Source organism: Bacillus cihuensis (assembly GCF_000504145.1).
GTDB classification, from domain to species: domain Bacteria; phylum Bacillota; class Bacilli; order Bacillales; family DSM-1321; genus Peribacillus; species Peribacillus huizhouensis.
In genome coordinates this window covers 156,253-173,410 of the sequence record NZ_KI632495.1, presented here as the reverse complement: position 1 = coordinate 173,410, position 17,158 = coordinate 156,253, and the positions used below count along the sequence as shown (strand labels likewise).

20 protein-coding genes and 4 pseudogenes are annotated in these 17,158 nt (G+C 33.6%); 6 read left to right on the top strand and 18 right to left on the bottom strand.

The window, feature by feature from the left end; translation table 11 throughout:
• Nucleotides 1-131: 131 nt before the first annotated feature.
• From V179_RS0106635 to V179_RS0106625, 7 genes and pseudogenes are all read right to left on the bottom strand, one after another.
• The gene (locus V179_RS0106635) at nucleotides 132-638 is read right to left on the bottom strand and encodes a hypothetical protein (protein ID WP_028390790.1); all 507 of its coding nucleotides are present in this window, start codon (nucleotides 636-638) and stop codon (nucleotides 132-134) included.
• 11 nt (nucleotides 639-649) lie between these two features.
• A pseudogene (locus tag V179_RS32325) lies at nucleotides 650-847 on the bottom strand (colicin E5-related ribonuclease); the annotation flags it as partial.
• Between the two features lie 18 nt (nucleotides 848-865).
• Nucleotides 866-1,090 (bottom strand): annotated as a pseudogene (locus V179_RS32145) (hypothetical protein); the annotation flags it as partial.
• Nucleotides 1,091-1,092: 2 nt separating this feature from the next.
• Nucleotides 1,093-1,170: pseudogene (locus V179_RS30555) on the bottom strand (3-ketoacyl-ACP reductase); the annotation flags it as partial.
• Nucleotides 1,171-1,264: 94 nt separating this feature from the next.
• Complete coding sequence (locus tag V179_RS0106630) at nucleotides 1,265-2,386, bottom strand: glycerol dehydrogenase (RefSeq protein ID WP_028390789.1); 1,122 nt, start codon at nucleotides 2,384-2,386, stop codon at nucleotides 1,265-1,267.
• A gap of 140 nt (nucleotides 2,387-2,526) precedes the next feature.
• Nucleotides 2,527-2,715 (bottom strand): lyase family protein, encoded by a 189-nt coding sequence (locus V179_RS29730; RefSeq protein ID WP_407637240.1) that lies wholly within the window; start codon nucleotides 2,713-2,715, stop codon nucleotides 2,527-2,529.
• A gap of 206 nt (nucleotides 2,716-2,921) precedes the next feature.
• Nucleotides 2,922-3,248: a hypothetical protein gene (locus V179_RS0106625; protein WP_028390788.1), complete on the bottom strand. Its 327-nt coding sequence runs from the start codon at nucleotides 3,246-3,248 to the stop codon at nucleotides 2,922-2,924.
• A 180-nt stretch (nucleotides 3,249-3,428) separates the two neighbouring features.
• Here V179_RS0106625 and V179_RS0106620 point away from each other — a divergent pair, with 180 nt between their 5' ends.
• A complete protein-coding gene (locus tag V179_RS0106620; protein WP_028390787.1) occupies nucleotides 3,429-3,980 on the top strand; it encodes a hypothetical protein in 552 nt (183 codons plus the stop codon).
• A 588-nt stretch (nucleotides 3,981-4,568) separates the two neighbouring features.
• On the opposite strand, the gene V179_RS0106615 is transcribed toward V179_RS0106620, so the two are convergent.
• Both V179_RS0106615 and V179_RS0106610 read right to left on the bottom strand, forming a co-directional pair.
• Nucleotides 4,569-4,922 carry a hypothetical protein gene (locus V179_RS0106615; RefSeq protein ID WP_028390786.1) on the bottom strand — a complete coding sequence of 118 codons (354 nt, stop codon included), beginning with the start codon at nucleotides 4,920-4,922 and terminating at the stop codon, nucleotides 4,569-4,571.
• Between the two features lie 496 nt (nucleotides 4,923-5,418).
• Nucleotides 5,419-5,850, bottom strand: a complete 432-nt coding sequence (locus V179_RS0106610) for a universal stress protein (protein WP_028390785.1) — start codon at nucleotides 5,848-5,850, stop codon at nucleotides 5,419-5,421.
• A 1,267-nt stretch (nucleotides 5,851-7,117) separates the two neighbouring features.
• Here V179_RS0106610 and V179_RS0106595 point away from each other — a divergent pair.
• A complete protein-coding gene (locus tag V179_RS0106595) occupies nucleotides 7,118-7,912 on the top strand; it encodes a Cof-type HAD-IIB family hydrolase (protein WP_028390784.1) in 795 nt (264 codons plus the stop codon).
• A 222-nt stretch (nucleotides 7,913-8,134) separates the two neighbouring features.
• Here the strand turns inward: V179_RS0106595 and V179_RS0106590 are convergent, their stop codons facing one another.
• The 5 genes from V179_RS0106590 to V179_RS0106565 form a co-directional block, all read right to left on the bottom strand.
• A complete protein-coding gene (locus V179_RS0106590; protein ID WP_028390783.1) occupies nucleotides 8,135-8,572 on the bottom strand; it encodes a hypothetical protein in 438 nt (145 codons plus the stop codon).
• Between the two features lie 82 nt (nucleotides 8,573-8,654).
• A complete protein-coding gene (locus tag V179_RS0106585) occupies nucleotides 8,655-9,320 on the bottom strand; it encodes a DUF3885 domain-containing protein (protein ID WP_028390782.1) in 666 nt (221 codons plus the stop codon).
• Nucleotides 9,321-10,549: 1,229 nt separating this feature from the next.
• Entirely contained in the window at nucleotides 10,550-11,143 is a 594-nt protein-coding gene (locus V179_RS0106575) for a YdeI/OmpD-associated family protein (protein ID WP_028390781.1), read from the bottom strand.
• 219 nt (nucleotides 11,144-11,362) lie between these two features.
• Entirely contained in the window at nucleotides 11,363-11,692 is a 330-nt protein-coding gene (locus tag V179_RS0106570) for an ArsR/SmtB family transcription factor (RefSeq protein WP_028390780.1), read from the bottom strand.
• Between the two features lie 224 nt (nucleotides 11,693-11,916).
• Nucleotides 11,917-12,105: a hypothetical protein gene (locus tag V179_RS0106565; RefSeq protein ID WP_028390779.1), complete on the bottom strand. Its 189-nt coding sequence runs from the start codon at nucleotides 12,103-12,105 to the stop codon at nucleotides 11,917-11,919.
• Nucleotides 12,106-12,747: 642 nt separating this feature from the next.
• Here V179_RS0106565 and V179_RS0106560 point away from each other — a divergent pair.
• A complete protein-coding gene (locus V179_RS0106560; protein WP_028390778.1) occupies nucleotides 12,748-13,065 on the top strand; it encodes a CBS domain-containing protein in 318 nt (105 codons plus the stop codon).
• A gap of 115 nt (nucleotides 13,066-13,180) precedes the next feature.
• Here V179_RS0106560 and V179_RS0106555 read toward each other — a convergent pair whose 3' ends face one another.
• The 4 genes and pseudogenes from V179_RS0106555 to V179_RS0106545 form a co-directional block, all read right to left on the bottom strand.
• Nucleotides 13,181-13,669 (bottom strand): hypothetical protein, encoded by a 489-nt coding sequence (locus tag V179_RS0106555; RefSeq protein WP_028390777.1) that lies wholly within the window; start codon nucleotides 13,667-13,669, stop codon nucleotides 13,181-13,183.
• 120 nt (nucleotides 13,670-13,789) lie between these two features.
• Nucleotides 13,790-14,272, bottom strand: coding sequence for a DinB family protein (locus V179_RS0106550; protein ID WP_028390776.1), 483 nt, complete (start codon nucleotides 14,270-14,272; stop codon nucleotides 13,790-13,792).
• An 869-nt stretch (nucleotides 14,273-15,141) separates the two neighbouring features.
• Nucleotides 15,142-15,411 (bottom strand): annotated as a pseudogene (locus V179_RS32320) (SOS response-associated peptidase family protein); the annotation flags it as partial.
• Between the two features lie 54 nt (nucleotides 15,412-15,465).
• Complete coding sequence (locus V179_RS0106545) at nucleotides 15,466-15,750, bottom strand: hypothetical protein (protein WP_028390775.1); 285 nt, start codon at nucleotides 15,748-15,750, stop codon at nucleotides 15,466-15,468.
• Between the two features lie 515 nt (nucleotides 15,751-16,265).
• Between V179_RS0106545 and V179_RS0106540 the strand changes: the two genes are divergently transcribed.
• The 3 genes from V179_RS0106540 (at nucleotide 16,266) to V179_RS0106530 (ending at nucleotide 17,150) form a co-directional block, all read left to right on the top strand.
• On the top strand, nucleotides 16,266-16,610 hold the full coding sequence (locus V179_RS0106540) for a YrdB family protein (RefSeq protein WP_051404862.1): 345 nt from the start codon (nucleotides 16,266-16,268) through the stop codon (nucleotides 16,608-16,610).
• 63 nt (nucleotides 16,611-16,673) lie between these two features.
• Nucleotides 16,674-16,928 (top strand): hypothetical protein, encoded by a 255-nt coding sequence (locus V179_RS0106535; RefSeq protein WP_028390773.1) that lies wholly within the window; start codon nucleotides 16,674-16,676, stop codon nucleotides 16,926-16,928.
• 30 nt (nucleotides 16,929-16,958) lie between these two features.
• The gene (locus V179_RS0106530; protein ID WP_028390772.1) at nucleotides 16,959-17,150 is read left to right on the top strand and encodes a hypothetical protein; all 192 of its coding nucleotides are present in this window, start codon (nucleotides 16,959-16,961) and stop codon (nucleotides 17,148-17,150) included.
• Nucleotides 17,151-17,158 lie beyond the last annotated feature (8 nt).

Here is a 17,158-nt window from a genome sequence, read left to right as displayed (position 1 = left end):
GCCGTTTGTAGGACACCTTTTTTATTAAAGATAGCTACTTCATCTATTGTTACATACATAAAATTATTGTTTCCATTACACTTTTTAATATTTGAACCTTGAATGTCAAATAGCCTATCAAGGTTCAAATATTATCCACTATGAACTTCAAAACAAAAATATCCAAATGCTAAGTCATCGTCTTTTAATTGCATTTTTCTTTTAGCATAATCAAATAACCTCGGTAAAAGCGTACCTAAATAATCACGATATTTTTCTAGCGAGAGCTTATAACTCTTTAAATCGTTGTGTTGACATAGAGGATACAGTATTTTACCCATCTCAAATTGCTCTGTAGACACAGTTGGATAATGTGCATCTAAGCAATCTAAAATATGGTCTTTTAGTGCTTTTTTATCGAACTGTTCCCTACATTCCAAATAAAACATAAATTCTTCGAATTCTATCTGCATATTAATCTTTTCATTAATATAAAATGGATTAATTCTTATATATTCTGTCGTTGATTTGGATTCAATTATCTTTTCTAAAATACCGTTTAAATCAGTAATTGTTGGATATAATCTGGATTTACCGCTATTAATTGTTGTATATTCATAGATTATTTCATTAATTTTGCCTTCTTTTTTTATTATCATTACATCACCACCTATTTCGAAAAATCAGGATCAAATCTCCAATTTGATATAGTTAAATCAGAAACTTGTATTACCTTCCCAGAACCATTATCTACTGCTACATAGTGTATATTATCTTTATAGTAAACTGTAACTGAATTTTTTGTATATTTATTTACCGCACTAGCCGTCTTATATGGTTTATTTATCACTTTTGCTATGCTTTCATTTGTCCAACCACGTTACCACTATCTCCATTCTTCGGTTATGTCTCCTTCGACTTCTAAACCAGCTATACGGGCAGCTTCAGTAATAAGTTCATATAGTTCTTCTCTCTCCATTGTCTGAATAAAGTAACCGTATTTGTCATTTAATTCATTTAATTGAATTACGACTTCTTTAACATTTTCCAGTATTTCTCCCTTTTTTGGCTTAACTCCAAATTTTTTAATATTATTAATAAAGGAGTCAAGAAATCTTTACCACGCAATTCGCGAGCCAATATCATTATCATTGATTCAACCGCCGCTTTACTTGCTACGTAAGCACCGTAATTATACAAAAAAGTACCCTATTGGTAGACTTTTTTTGGTGTCTACTTAATAGGGCACATTGTAATAAGAAATTTGGTTTTTTTTATTAAACATTTACGAAATTTCAAATGATTTTACATATTCATTTGCTTGAATGATGGTATCGTAAATTAAATCTTCTGTTACCAGGATTGGTTCACATAACAAATTTGATTTTGTTGAATTTTGGGCAATGATGCTTATATTTTCTTCTGTAGGTTCAATCCCTAGACTCTCCAATGTAAGCGGCAGCCCTATCTTTAAACAAAAATTCACAACTCCCTCAATTTCACTCAAAGGCCTATTCTCCATTATCAATTGACATATAATCCCGAATCCAACTTTCTCTCCATGAAGCGATTTATGACTTTCTTTCAACGCTGTTAAACCGTTAGCAATGGCATGAGCTCCGGCAACACCAGTATTTTCAAAACCTAATCCGGACAAGAGCGTGTTTACTTCTACTACGTCTTCAAATGCCTTTGTACAAATTTTAGACTCTGCAGCTTGTTTAGCCTTCAGCCCATCTTCCATAAGGATTCTATAGCATGATTTAGCGATAATCATAGCTAATCTTGTTCTTCTGCACCCGCTCCCGTCTTTATTCATAAATATGTAATTGCTACTATCAGACCATTCATTTGCTCTAGCTTCATAATAGGTGGCTAATGCATCAGCCATACCAGAAACAAGATACCTGACCGGAGCATTAATCACAATATCTAAATCAACCAAAACGAGATCTGGATTCCTATCATACCATCTTGCATCACTATGCTGCCCATTTTCTTTATAAATTACAGAAAGAGCGCTGCAAGGCGCATCTGTAGAAGCTGTTGTAGGCATAATAATCAATGATAGTTTCGCATCAGCGGCAACTCCTTTAGCCACGTCTAAAGTCTTTCCGCCACCAATGCCCACAATCACTTCTGTATCTTCAAGATTTGCTATGTCTGTCACTCTTTTTATTTCATTTTCTGTTACTTCACCATTAAAGCGAACAACATTAATTTCATAGCCTGCTTTTTTATATAAATTATTTAAAATCACTTCATACTCCTCAAAAAAGAAGGAATCGACCAATGCAATGACTTTCTCTCCGAATCTGCCAGTGTATTCAGTTAAAGAATGTAACAATCCTTTTCCTTGAACGTATTTATTAGGTGAACCATATCCTCTGACAGGATGTGTAACCATAACCACATGAATCACTCCCTCTTATACTTTCCTGAGAAAAAGCAGATGGATATATAGTTTAAAAACCTTAGTCCTTGACTATGTTTCAAAGCTAAACATCAACATGTGCTCTTTAAATGTCTACAATATTTAATTCTTTTTCACTCTCTATAGGGGAACCCAGCTTCCGGACCTGATGATAATAACCGTAAATCTTTTGCAAACTTGATTAAGCAAGAAGCAAGTAATCGTAATTCACTAGATACTTTAGCCAAGTCATCAAAATTCTGTCCAGCATCAAACAAGTTTTGCCTTAGAAGAACTGGATGAAAGTGAAAATGGGATTTCAGCTCCGATTGTAGATAAGAAAAATAATCTTATTGTATTTGTTAGCGAATGCGGTCCTAATTAAATAGGAACCCCATCTTTTGGTACCACTTTAGTACTCATCCTGTCCCACCTCACTTCTAATAATATTATCAATTTTTTATCCATCACAAAATATATGACGAGCTACAAAAAAATTTCCGCTTCTCATATTTTAGCTTCATAACAATTAATCCTGTTTTTCTTTTACTTGTTCATGGATCTTGTGAAGGGCTTCAATAGATAGTTTACCAAGAGATTCTCTGATTTCTTCTTCAATCAATTTCCGGTTACTCTCCTTATATTGATTCCACCATTCTCGAAGACCCTCCGTATCATCAATAATGTAATCAATATCTAACTCTTCGTTTTCTTCATCTGATAGATAGTTCAATAGGGATGCTAACATACGTGTTAAGTTATCAATTGCATCCTTATCTTGCTGATTATTATTTGGTATTTGAACATTTTTTTCCGTATTTAACTCTTCGGTAGACTTAGAAGGTTTTTGTGGCATGGTTTCACTCCTATTTATCCTTAATAATATTTATTAGTATTACCATTAAAACCCACCCAAATTCCCTTGGAAACTAGATCTAATATTGCTTGATAAACGATCATAGAATTGAGTCTGTTTTGATAGATTGATAAAACAAGCTCTTAATATTTTTTTACTGACTCTTTTATGTGGTTTTGTATGTTTTATAAATTACATACTGAGTTTCCAAAGATCGAAAAGATCATTGAAGTTTTCAATCGTGGAGGAAATGTCACGTTTGATGATGTGAAAGAAGAGCTAATTAAGGATAACTTATATCATCAGTTGCAAACGGATAAGGAGCAAAAAGAAAAAGAGAAAGAGAACGAAATGGCTTTGTTGCTTGGACAGGCCTTTGAACAAAGTGGCGCTAATGAAATGTTTATGCAAATAGGCAATGAGTTCCGTCAGATGCAGCAAGAAATAAATCGTTTATCTCAATTAATAGAAAAACAAAATAAAACAAAATCGCTTGAAGATAACAGATTAAATACGCTCCAGGAGGATAATGAAGCTTTAAAAGGATTGGTTAAAGATTTAATTAGCTCAGATAAAAATTTAAAAGATACTTTTAATGTTTATATACAGGAACAAAAACAGGAAGAAGCTCATAAAAGAACAGAATTAGAAGATAAATTACAGTTAATTGAGGCTCAACTAAGCAGTCAAAAGAAAGAGCAGAAAGGGTTTCTATCAAAGTTTTTTGGATGAAGTAAAACGAAGGGGACATTGCCAGAAGGCTTCCATCTTGGGTTGGAAACCTTTTTTTATTTCAGTACATTGAAAAGATCACCAAAAGGGTCTTCTTCTTGAACCGATGTCACCCATTAGCCTAATAGGGGGTACCGCCAGCGAAACGCGGATTAACAACGCTAAGGGATGTAGAACGTAAGAATCCATTGATATGACAACGTTAAGGGAACCTTCCTAATGTCCATATGTCAAAAAGTCCCTCAATCAAACGAAATATTGCATAACTTGAATACAGGCTTTTTGACATAATGAATTCAATGGATATTAGGCTTGTCATAAAGCACACTTTTTGAAAGACTTGCCCTAAACTCAAGTGGCTCAAGGGATACAGCTTATTAAACCTTTTCGGGGCGTTGTGCAAAAACACCCAATTAGGTTAACGAAGGGTCCCTCTAACTAAAAAACGTCCTTCTCTGAGGAGGACGCTGGTATATCTTTTCATATTTTAGATATTGCGTGTTGGAGTTCAATAACAAAAACAGTAGTATAGTAAGTTTCACATGTCTTACTATACTACTGTTAACTCAAAACAAATATTATAATTAATTATTTTGGGTTTGGATTGTCTTTTAAGAATCGCAATAATTTTCCATAGTCTGTTGTTTCGTATATCAATCCCTTACTATCAAACACAAAATAATTGTATTTTGATTTATCTATTTTCAAATAGGGGGCAACTTCTTTTGCATATTCATAGTCTTTTTCTAAAGTTATGCTATGAATATAATTAACTAATCCTAGATCTTCTTCCAATTTAACATCCACTTCATAGTCCCCAACAGAATATATAGAGTAAGTACCTTTTACTGAAGCCAAATCCTTATCAGTAGGTTTAAAACATCCTGATAGAATACACACTATAGTAACTAAAAAGATAATACTCGATGTGAATTTCTTCATGTTTATCACCCTCTTTGTTGGATTTCAACTTAGTTGTTTACGTATTCGAAGGATTCAAGTAAATTAATAATTTCCTGCTCGGTCAAGAATTCATTATCTAATGTATTTAAATATACATTTTCATCATTATATTAGCGTATTTGTTTTTATTTTACAAATATTCTTTATATTGTATATAATTACTTTTTAAGAGGACTACCAGGGGTATGGAAACGATTCTGGATTTCAGTTCTACAGGAGATTGACCTTTTTTATTAGTTTGAAACTTTCTTAACGTTGTAAATCCGCATTTTCCTGACGCTCCCCCTAATAAACTAGATTAAAAAACTCCTCTTATTTTATTTTAAGAGGAGTTTACATAATCATTTTTATTGGTACTAGAAAAGGATCTTCATTCGAAGATCCTTTTCTAGTACTTTAAAATATGCGAAATCTTGTGTAATTACTGTATTAATATGAAAGGGGATAAACTAATGAACAATAAAAAGAAGTAGTACTATTTAACAATATATACTGGGCATGTGGAATGTTGCACAACATAATGACTGACACTTCCTAGAAACATTTCTTTCAATCCACTTAATCCACGACTTCCCATAACAACAAGATCGGCATTGTCCTGCTTAACGAAATCCACGATAGTATTAGCAGGTCTTCCCTCCACTATGAATGTTTCTGTCTTGTTTGGCAGGGCTTTTAATTTTCGTTCTACTTCACTGAGTGATTCTTTTGCTGCTTCAAGTTGAGCTTCAGTAACGGGATCGCCATTACCGTAGTAATAGATGGTACCATGTACATCAATGACAGTGATAACATTCAATTCGATATTTTCCTCATGTTTTGCTAGTGCTATGGCCGTATCCAATGCCTTCTTGCTTAATTCAGAATTATCATACGGAACCAAAATTTTTGAGCAAACATTTAACATATCTTTCATCCTCCTAAAAACAGTTATATACTTCTCTTATTATATACCATATTTCGTTTATAATTATTTAAAAATTTAGAATATTTTTTAAATGTTATAGAGAAGAATTCTTTTTAAGAAATAAGGGTTCGAAACTTCCGAAACATGTTAAAACGATCTATGATACCTTGTCCCCTTTTATCAACGATATAGCTGGCTGTGATTATTACATACATTGGGATAAAAAGAGAAGAATAATAGCTATATTTTTCAAGCTACAAGATATGAACCATTTGAATAGGAATAATAAAGTCATTAAAATTCACTTATAAAAACGTAAAAGGAGACACTACTTAAATTGTAGTATCTCCTTTTAAAGTTCTTTAAAAAGATTAAGTTCAGCTTTACTTCTGAAATTAAAGCAGATAATAAAGTTGTTTATTTCCTTGTGGAACTAGTCGAGTAGAAGGGAACCTCTCTACCTTGCGGTAGATTGTGTTCCTACCCCCTCACAGAACCGTGCTTGCGCTATTTACGCACACGGCTCCTCCTAGTCACCATTCACAAAATATAGGTAATCTCTTCCGTTCAGATTTTGCTAATTCTGCTATCCTTAATAGTTTTGTTTCCATTTATTATCCCTACCTCTGCGTGTAGTAAATGTGTCCCTAGTAAGGGTGATAACTTGGTAGCAGCCTTTCCTCCATCGGCATTACCCAACTTCATTGGTACTACGCTGCTATCCGACTCCCTACAACGGCATTTGGCTTCCTTGCTTATTATCGCTTGTACACCATACTCTTCTATAAGAAGAAAAGACCGGTAGGGTCTCCCGAGTTGCCGTATCATATCAATGTGTGACGTGCCAAGGTCTCTGACTCCAGAGAGGTTTTATCCTTCTTGCCTTTAACGATGGATAAAATGTAGCTTTCTGCTGTGCTTAAGGCATCAGCCCTCTCGATTTACTAACATTATGGAGCTCAATCCCTTCAACCATTTGGCTTTCGGCCCGCCACCTAACTGTCTACGCTTAAAGGCTAATGTTACCATTAGCCCTCCAAGACTCGCTACGAGTGAATGGCTAGTTCTTTCTCGACGGGAATCCCACCCGCTATATGATACGACCTAGGCTCGGCCGCACAAGCACCCGTTAATGGAATAATATTTTTACCTGCATAGAACCGTCCCTTACCTCCCAATAAACTTTATTAAATCTGTACACTGAGTTTACAAGACTTTAATAGTCAGATGATATGATTGGTTTACCAACGATGAGGAGGCAGTATAAATGATTGTGCGTGCAATATTTATTGATATGGATGGTACACTACTAAAGGCCTCAAACAACATTTCCAGCCGAAATATGGAAGCCATTAATAGGCTCATTAATCAGGGAGTCAAGGTTTTTCTAGCTACTGGTCGACACTATGAAGTAACCGCTCCCTACCATAAAGAAATTGGATTACAAACTCCAATGATCTGTTTGAATGGTGCCGCTATTCACGATGCAGAAACAGGAAGAGCTATGCAAATGAAAACCGTCCGACTGAACGAAGAACGATTCCACCAGCTGACCGCTGAAAATTCTTGTAATGTTATTATCCATACAGCAAATGGGCTTTATTGTAAGGAAACAAATGAAGAAATCGATTATTGGACAAAAGTTGGGCAAATTCCGCCACGTTATATTGGAGATTTAAGACAGGCAAATTATCAAGATGTTCTTAAATATAGTGTTCGAACAGGTGCACCAACACCTGAGTTATCCTCTTTGTTTAAAAAGGAAGCAGAGGTCATCAATTGGAATGACGGGTTTGAATTGGTTGCTCCTAATGTTTCCAAATGGTCTGCTATAAAAAACTTACTTCACGCATTTCGAATTAGTCCAAGCGAAGTCGTAGCCATTGGAGACGGACCCAATGATATAGAGATGCTTCGTCATGTCGGTACTGGCGTGGCAATGGAGAACGCTAGCGAGGAGGTTAAAGCAGCAGCTGATTTTGTTACAGGACACCACGAAAATGATGGATTGGCTGAGTTTATAGAAACTTATCTTCATAAATCATATAATTCAGTGATTTAGAGTTATTTTAAAATAACTTTTCTATCATCAGATAGTGTATCTTTATTCGAACATTTTCATTGATGTTGGTTTTTAACAGTATCAACTGTTTCGTAATTGCCGATTACTCTCAATTATCAATATTCGCACCCTTTAATGCAATAAAAAAATAACCTCTATTAGCTGGTGTAGTAAAAAAGCATTACTTCTTATTGAAGTTATGCACCTGTTAGTTCAATAAAATCAGTTTAATACATCCCATTTATTCATGGTTAAATATAATACTTCATATGCATCTGGTGACTTTAATATCAAATGGGAATATGTAATTAAACTTAATCCAATAAACTCTTCTTCATCCTTTTGAGTAATTTGTTTTACATCAAATTGAACTGGTAAAAATACAAGATAATTGCCCGCAATCCTTGACCACAAATTCTGCAAGAACTCAATGTCTTCTACACTTATTATTTTTGTGGACGGCTTGATTTGACCATCCCACCAGAGAATAGTACACTTTTCCGTTCCATATACTTTTTTTATAAAATCAAATATGTTAAACAAAATTTCTTTGTTAGGTTCTCCTGAAGGATTTTCAATTAACACCATTAATTTAGCTTTTTCTCTTGTATTTTGTTCTAAACCGATAATATCCAAAAAACCTTCACATGAATTTGTCACTTTTATTACCTCGCTTCAATAAGTAATGCACCCTGTTAGTTCAACAAGAGAAATTAGATGAAACTTTGGTCATTTTTTATTCTCATTCACCTAACCCTTTTTCAATCCTTTTTCTATCAACTTCTTGTACCCAATCATAGTATTTCTCATAAAGTGGACGTATCTGGTCTGCTTCACGTGCTATGACTTCGCACCCTCGGTCGTCGTAAACAAAGAAAATAATGTCTTTTGTGATGTTCACAAAGAAAACATCAGGATAATCAATGGCGTATCCCCCAAACTTTGGTTTCAATGGAAAATCCTCATTACTCGCTGCCTTAAGTAATTCATTTACACGTATGTCTTCTCTTTTACACAGCAAGGAAAATTGTTGCATCTCAAATTCTTCTGCTTCGTCCAACTCGAAGGGATAAGGGTAAGTCTTCACCTGAATCCGATTCAAATTATTTTTACACTTCAGAAACGGTTGGTATACCTTCAGTTTTTTTGTACGTTTCTCTTTTGTTTTGTGCTTATATACATTCGTTACAAAGAACAAGTCGTCGTTTTGCTCAAACAATTCATTAAAAATTGTGGAGGTTTGCTTATATACTAGACGAAATCGTTCAAGATTGAGTTCATCATTTTCTTTGAATTGATAGATTTCCCCACCAAGTGAAAAGTGGACGCCGATGTCCCATTGATAATAAATGCTTGGGACTAATTCGACAGTTGGAAACCTTCCATTAAGATAGTCCATTATGTTCATTTACTCATTCTCGCTTTCGTTTACATCGAATTCAAGATATCCGAAAAAGATTTGGATTTATATACATAAATAGTTGACGTGATAATAATTATAGCATTTCATCTTAAACTAACCTGACCCGTTAGTTTAAGTGCAATCCTTCACAATGGAATAACACGACTGATATTTATAAACAACTTTATTATGTTTTAAACGACTTTATTGTAAATTAAAGAACTTTATTATTCGTGAACACCATTAAGTGTTGCTTTTAAATGAAGATTGATTAAATTAATACTAATACCCTTGATAAACGAACAAAAAGAAAAGGCTTGTTTTGAAAAAATATTGATCAAAACAAACCTTTAATATATTCAATTGGATTATTTTTTTTAAAATGTTTGATCTTTTTCTAACTGTGTTGCTCAGTAATAGTGCCCGATTGCTGAAGATCGAAAAATTTAAAGGAACTTCAAAATTATTCTTTGTTATTGTGCTAAAGCACTCATTAGCTCGATAAAGAAATAGCTTTTACATTAACTCTTTACAAGCTTCTCCTTCAATCCAACCAACTTTTTCTTAATGAAAGGATCTGTTTCTTCAGGTAATTGGTCCAACTTGAAAAATTCAGCTTCAATTTTTTCATTACTGAACCAAATCACTTCTCATACATTCATTAAAACTTTGCTAATATTATAAATCCTTTTCATTATCTATAAAATTGGTCTTCCCCTACCTGTTGCTAGATAAGTCAGTTGAATTGTTACTAGTCTATATGGAATTCATGATTCAATCGATGACCACGTTAAGCTAAGTAATACTGAGTCGATCAATAAAAAAACAAAGAAATTCTTGAAAAACAGAAAACTGCTGCATTTAGCAAATAATATACTGTTTATGGTAGTATGTTCTCTAAAAATAAAAAGCCGAAAATTTGCAAGAAATGAATAACAACTTGCATACTTTCGACTTGTGGATAATTTAAGATATTAAAAAATCTACGTGTTAGTTCAAGAAAAGCGTCCTTCAGCAGCCAAAGGGTAAACTTTTTTTGTGAAGTATTTTTCTTTTCTTTGCTGGTAATACGTAAGCCTATTACAGGGTAATTTGCTTATACACTATGAACCCTTTTTTGTTTTCTTCCATTTTAATTATCTTTTTGGGTGTTACCTGCGATTCAAGGAGTTCGAATGAACACTAAGTATGGTAATATCTTAAAGTTTGATTAATTGATTTTTACATCGAATATGCTAATCATTTAATCCCTTTCCATTGAGAATTTGCTGTAAACATTTTTCAACCCTTGACTCTCGAGTTTTGGATTGTTTGGGTTTAGAAAAATGAAGAATGTATGCTCTTTGCCGTCCCGGCGTCAATGCTTCAAAAGCAGTTTTCAAGTCAGGGATTTCATCGAATTTTTTTTGAAATTCTTCAGGAATTATGAATTCTGTATTCTTTTTAAAATTCACTTCCAAACCGGATTTTTCAACTTCAATGGCTTCGTATATATAGGCTTTCAAGATGGTTTCCATTTCAACTATTTCTTGAACATTAGTGAACCGTATCTGACGCGCCGCCTGTACATTCTCCGTTTGTTGGATTAGAATACTATGGGTATCCTGTAACAAGGCACCTTTGTGAAACAGCAGGGCACAATATTCTTTAAATCCATGAATTAAAACTATGTTTTTTTTCTCAAACGTGTAACATGGATGCATCCACTTAAATTCTTCAGTCAGCTCACAGTCAAGAATGATCATTCTCAGTTTCTCATATTCTTCCTTCCACTTGTTAGTTTTACTTAAAAATTCATCAACCTTAGGATTCATTCTACTATTTGTCATCAAGGAATACCCCTCTTCAATTTTGCGATCAACTGACAGTCAAAAGTGATTATTCTCAATTTCTCCAATTCTTCCTGTCACTTTTTTGGATTTACTTGAATATTTTCAATCATGAATCATTTTCCATGTCCAACTTGGCAAACTAGCTTGCATCAGTTAAGGTGAACCAAACCTACTTGATAGATAGCGTGAACTGAAAATCCAGGGATAATGTTAAACTCATTCTTCTTCCTCCTCTAATAGTTGGTTCAATCGCAACATATTCGTACTCCAGAACTTACTGTAGAAAGCCACCCAACCTTGAATTTCCTGCAGTGGATTAGCATTGAGCCTATAACGTGTTTCCCGTCCGACTTTTCGGGTGGTTACAAGACGAGCATCCTTCAAGATAGCTAAGTGTTTGGAAACCGCCGTACGCCCCATTTCAAATTGAGATGTCAATTCGTGAAGAGGTAATTCTTCTACGTCTGCCAATAGACGAATCAGTTCACGTCGAGTTGGGTCGGCAACGGCAACATATACATCCCTCGTTTTATTTGTATCGTTCAAAATCACCCTCCCCTTACTTTCGAGTTTTAAAAAGACTCCGATTAGTGTTGATTTATAATAGGACATTAATTGGTGTCATGTCAAGCAGACCTTATTGGGAAAGTTACAGGGTGCTTTTGTCGGTAATCTGCCTGTTAGAAGCAAAACTGTTAAAAAAGAATAGATTAAAAAAACAAAAAGCCACTCAACGTAATCAGTAAGCGACTTTTTCTATCTATATATGATTATTTATCATTTCCCATTACCCTTATCAACTCATCAAGCTTTTCATTTCGCTGCTCATCCAATCTTGTCTTGGCATTCATAAACTTGATCACCTTAACAATAAAATAAATACTGAACACAACAAGACCTAGATAAATTAATATAGGTATTATTGCAAAAAGACCAAATAAACCATTAGCGACTTCCATTAACAGAATCCTCCTAATTGTAAAATATAACATCATTATACATTAAATTGTAAGCTTAGTGGAAAATTGTGCTTAGGGGCAATTGTTCTAGTATTATATGTATTCTAACGAGTTATTCTATATAATATTCGTTGTATACATGATTACTATTTCATCTTTTTCTATGAGTTCTTCGATACAATAGTCTGCGAACTCTCTGATAATAATACCAAATTCCTATTACACAACTCCCAATTAACAGTTTTTGTTCACCTTTGGACAATAGGCACCCATTCTAGAGTAATTTAAAAAGCATACTCGATAGTGCGAGAATTGGATATTAACTATAAAAACACTTATAAATTCGACCTCTTAGAAAGTCAGACATTGCTTAGAGTAGCAAAAGTAGTATTTCTACTTCAATGATAGTTCCTCCTAATTTAATGAGATGCCCCCATGCCACCCAACTCAGAGCGGTTATATGATTTAATAATCTACTTGCCTTATATCTACAACGAATTTCTTACTATCCATTTTAAAAACACATTAAGTCAGTCCCTTATTTCTTAAAGTAATCAAATTGTAAAAGGTTTGTCATTGGAATACCCTTGTTGTTGAGATTCATTAGTTATAAACTTTATCTACTGTTAAGGAGTGATAAAGTTGAAAGAAGTAACTGTGGATAAATTAGTTTTTAAGGAAAATCTATCGATAATTGAACAAATGTCATTGAAAGATATTATGTATAAGTGGCTTGGTAGTCCTGAGGAAGGGTTAGATAACATTCTTCCACTTGAATATACACATTCGGTCTTTGCAAAGATGGAGACACCACCGGAAACAAACTTAATGATCGAAAGTGGTGAAACCTTCAGATATGTTACTTTAACTGAAGATAATCAGATTATTATAGGTGTCTTAGATATCAACAATGAATTAAGGTTTAGAATCTTTTATCTTGAAGAACGTTTGGGAGTATAAGCATTGTAATATTCCTATTTAGAAGTTTTTTTCATTGGTTTTGTTACAATTCTAGTAGCAAAACCGATGAGTTATTAATAAAATAAAAATTCTGTCAGATTTTTATATGTTCCAATCACCTAAAAGCAATACCTACCCCCTTTACTATGTTCTTTTGTATGGAACAAAGTAAATAATTCCATAAGACATTTGCCTTTATGTTGCAATACAAAGTCCAAATATTCATCAACCTTTTTGCATCACACTTAGCTAATAGTTCCAAAGCCTTTGTATGATTGTTATCATATTTATGGGCTTCACCAATACGAATTAACGCAACGATTTCTCTTGTAAGATTCATTTCTCTGACTGCATGGTTAAGACAATACGATAAAGAATTTAATGCCTTTTTTGGTTGTTCATTTATCCTGTATAAATTACCTATAGTTCCATACAGAAAATATCTGTCATCTCCATTGCTTGACTGTAATAAGTTTTCTGCTTCATCAATAAGTTCCTTTAGTTTTAAAGGATTAGAGGTTTTTTCACGAAGATATTCATTTTTATCAAAGTAAACTATCTCATTGATAGCAACCAATCTTTCCCTATAATCTGCAAGGTTCATATCTTCTGTCCCCCAATAACAAAAACCTTTTATAAAACAATCTGGCCCGATTGATGAAGTATTGGCGCTAATCCTTTTTAGCGAATAGCGCGGGTTTACGGTATTATTGGCAAAGACAGTCTAATTGTCAAATAATCCTCTTCGAATCAAATTTGCAGTCACAGGTTTTTTCCCTAATTCACGTGACCATATAGATAATTGGCCGATATGGTGGATTTCATGGGCAATGACATGACGCATGATCTCCCCGTATTTAAAGTTTTCTGTTTCTCCGTTAGGATTATTTTCCGAAAATATTTTTGACTCCATTTCACTTGTCCATGATCTCACATATGGCTCCACATCGCTGCGATATTGCCGCGATAGATTTAACACCTTTTGTAAACTAGAATATTCTTCAAATGTAGGGTGTTTGGGGACTTGTTCTCCTCTGAGATCCAGGGTTATCCAAGCCCATTCAACATCCACGATATGAAACAGTGTGTATAGAATGCTTCCTACCCCACCCACACGTTTTTTTAATAATTCTTCCTCCGGAACATCCTTACACCATGTAAACCAGTCATCACGCACTTGCCAGTTATACTGAAACAGTTTCAACATCACAACATCCCTCTTATTTTATAGATTTAATATATAATTTTCGCCAAAGGACTTCAAAATCCTCTTTGATAATAATTTCAAAAAACTCTGTATAAATCCTCAACAAACCGGCCCTTTAGTTTATGTACATATCTTCACAATCTTCACTATACAATTTATCATGTTATTCCACAATCTGGCCCAATTGTGAAATAACCCTATATTACATTTACCATAAGAAACCCCTTTAGACTACTTCCAAAGGGGCAAAACTTCGCAACTTTTTAATAAACATCGTGACTTTATTTTAAATCTACATCCCCCTGTTTTATACTCTTTCGCGTATAGTATGTAGTCCTTTATTTTTAATTAGTTTATTGTTAAAGGACTACGGAAATCTGAAAAGCGCCCTGTCAAGAATACAGTAGAATAAAGTGAAACTTCAATCTTTGGGGTATTCTCCAACCCTCACAAATTGAAGTTTCTTTTTATTATTGTCTCTGTTAAACATGCTTGTTGATTGGAACGTAAGCCGTTCGCTTTCCGCGGGAGTCTCATGCCTTCCGCTCCAATCAACATAGAGCCAAAACAACAATGAACTTTAACATGGCCTTTTTATTAAATCATTTTCGTAGAAAAACATCTTTCTAAACAAAAAAACTCCTCCATTGGAGGTGTTAAAACCTAATCAAATTCTTGATTTTTCAAAAAGAAAAGAGATCTAATGAACTACTTAACCAATTTGTTCTATCAAGTAAGATGAATTATTATTAGGCGAGTTAATATCGGCTGATACCTCAAATGCTTCCATTTGTTTTGCATCAAACGGTTTTAAGTATTGTTGTAGAAAATGAGTATCTTTAATTACAACGTTTCTATTTGTATGCATTCTTGAAACTTGGTTTCTCTGCGAGAGTTTCAGCTCTAGCGTTGATCATTTTGTACCCAATTTTTTCATCATTAGCCCAAAATGGAATTAATTCCTAACGAAGATAACCTAAACGATTCTTAGTTCCATCTTTGATAACTGATAAAACTGAGTGTGAAGGGGCGATGTTATAACTGAATTGATAATCATCATTAAAAGGAGCTTGAATGTCAAAACGGTCAATTATTTCTTCTATATCAGTGAACAAAGTAAAGCGTCCACATAATTTCACCTACTTGTATGGTTAGTAAGATTGATTGCAGAAAATGAGCTTGTGGGTATCTTATTAACGCACTAAAATTCTAATATCCGTAAATGGTTGGTTGAATAATTCGCTGTTTATTAATAGTGCTCCAAGGACATCTCTTTCATCTTCAGCTTCAATTATGTCTGATAAAATTATCGTACTACCATTCTTAACCGTAACATTATATTCGTTCATAGAATCCTCCTGAAAGTAGTTATATGTATTTCTGGATTGAGCATACCCTAGTATGTAAATGATCCCTACATAAAATGTATTCTCAATAATTTTTCCTGGTTCATATTGTCTTATTAAGCCTTCCTTCATTTTACTCTTCTATGTATCGAATTTCCATAATTTCGTTATTTATTACAACCGTTTGATCATTCGAAAAAACGTGCATTATTTCAACTTTCTCTATTTTTCACACCTTATACCACTTAATACCTTCGACACTAGATGATTATTCCCTTTTAATTTCTATCTTTTTCACTAGGCATCTTTCTTCCCTTTTAAGGCCTCACGATATATTCACTTTTCGATTTCCACAAGTTTCCATGTCAAATTTCCTGGTAAATTTAGTTATATGAATTTCTGATTGATTTTTCTCTATACCCCTTTCCAAAATTTCTTACTCATTTCATTCAAGAGTTTGTAATATAGCCTTTGTAAAAGTTGTATAAATATTTGTAATGAATAAATCCTTTTATCTACTTTATAAACTACAATTCAATTATAGAAAATTATTGTTCGAAAGAAATAATTTGTAACACATTTTTACCGGTGATTAAAGAATCTTTTGCAAGAATAGAAAAGTACGGTTAAGAAAGGCGGAGTTACTGGTGATTCTAGATGTGGCTAAATTGATAAACTTAGGGCTAAGATTTATCTTAGAAATTTGTGCACTCGTTGTATATGGATACTGGGGCTTTAAGATAGGGAACTCTGGATTCATAAAGGGGTTACTATGTATTATTATCCCAGTGGGAATTGCTGTTATTTGGGGGGTATTTGGCTCTCCAAAAGCGAGTATTCAATTATCTGAACCACTTCACTTAGTATTAGAAGTAATTATATTCTTAGTACCAGTAGGATTACTTTTCAGCTTAAATGAGATAAAATTAGCTATGGTATATGGAATTATTGTGATTATCAATAGAATACTCATTTATATTTGGGGTCAATAAGTTTTTGTTTGAATCAGTTGAACTATGAGAAGATCTATAATAGTATTTAAGGAAGGTGACAAAATGTACTTTTCGCTTACGGTGGAACAAGTTCACGAGTATTTAAATGAACAAGACTTCACAGAATCCACAGAGCAAGAGTTTAAGACTGATCGTGAACAACATAAGGGTAACGGTTTATTAGAGACTGTTTGTTATGCCAATAACCACAATGTAGAGAGATATTTACCTTCATATCTTAAAGAGAAAGTGCATAGGAAATATATTATCATAACACTCCCGACAAAACGATTAGAAATAAAGGCATGGGGATTCTAGTAAAAGGCTTAATTAAAGGAGGCTAATAAAATGAGAGATGTTATCCATGATTGTTTTGTGGATGTACTTGGTACAGCTCCATCAGAACAACAAATTGATGAAGTGTTAAAAAATCTACCATCTGAGATTAATTTACTTATCGAAAAAGATGGAGAAGATAATCAGAAAGTTAGAGATAATATATACGTCTGGGTAAATGAGAATATTAATGATTTCATTTAAATTATTTG

What these genes read in the sequence shown, in the direction of transcription:
- V179_RS0106635 (WP_028390790.1), bottom strand. Translation starts at nt 638, where the DNA reads ATGATAATAAAAAAAGAAGGCAAAATTAATGAAATAATCTATGAATAT.
- V179_RS0106585 (WP_028390782.1), bottom strand. Translation starts at nt 9,320, where the DNA reads ATGAACATAATGGACTATCTTAATGGAAGGTTTCCAACTGTCGAATTA.
- V179_RS0106550 (WP_028390776.1), bottom strand. Translation starts at nt 14,272, where the DNA reads ATGTTGAAACTGTTTCAGTATAACTGGCAAGTGCGTGATGACTGGTTT.
- V179_RS0106610 (WP_028390785.1), bottom strand. Translation starts at nt 5,850, where the DNA reads ATGTTAAATGTTTGCTCAAAAATTTTGGTTCCGTATGATAATTCTGAA.
- V179_RS0106625 (WP_028390788.1), bottom strand. Translation starts at nt 3,248, where the DNA reads ATGCCACAAAAACCTTCTAAGTCTACCGAAGAGTTAAATACGGAAAAA.
- V179_RS0106565 (WP_028390779.1), bottom strand. Translation starts at nt 12,105, where the DNA reads ATGGAAGTCGCTAATGGTTTATTTGGTCTTTTTGCAATAATACCTATA.
- V179_RS0106620 (WP_028390787.1), top strand. Translation starts at nt 3,429, where the DNA reads ATGTTTTATAAATTACATACTGAGTTTCCAAAGATCGAAAAGATCATT.
- V179_RS0106595 (WP_028390784.1), top strand. Translation starts at nt 7,118, where the DNA reads ATGATTGTGCGTGCAATATTTATTGATATGGATGGTACACTACTAAAG.
- V179_RS0106535 (WP_028390773.1), top strand. Translation starts at nt 16,674, where the DNA reads ATGTACTTTTCGCTTACGGTGGAACAAGTTCACGAGTATTTAAATGAA.
- V179_RS0106575 (WP_028390781.1), bottom strand. Translation starts at nt 11,143, where the DNA reads ATGACAAATAGTAGAATGAATCCTAAGGTTGATGAATTTTTAAGTAAA.
- V179_RS0106630 (WP_028390789.1), bottom strand. Translation starts at nt 2,386, where the DNA reads ATGGTTACACATCCTGTCAGAGGATATGGTTCACCTAATAAATACGTT.
- V179_RS0106555 (WP_028390777.1), bottom strand. Translation starts at nt 13,669, where the DNA reads ATGAACCTTGCAGATTATAGGGAAAGATTGGTTGCTATCAATGAGATA.
- V179_RS0106530 (WP_028390772.1), top strand. Translation starts at nt 16,959, where the DNA reads ATGAGAGATGTTATCCATGATTGTTTTGTGGATGTACTTGGTACAGCT.
- V179_RS0106615 (WP_028390786.1), bottom strand. Translation starts at nt 4,922, where the DNA reads ATGAAGAAATTCACATCGAGTATTATCTTTTTAGTTACTATAGTGTGT.
- V179_RS0106545 (WP_028390775.1), bottom strand. Translation starts at nt 15,750, where the DNA reads ATGAAGGAAGGCTTAATAAGACAATATGAACCAGGAAAAATTATTGAG.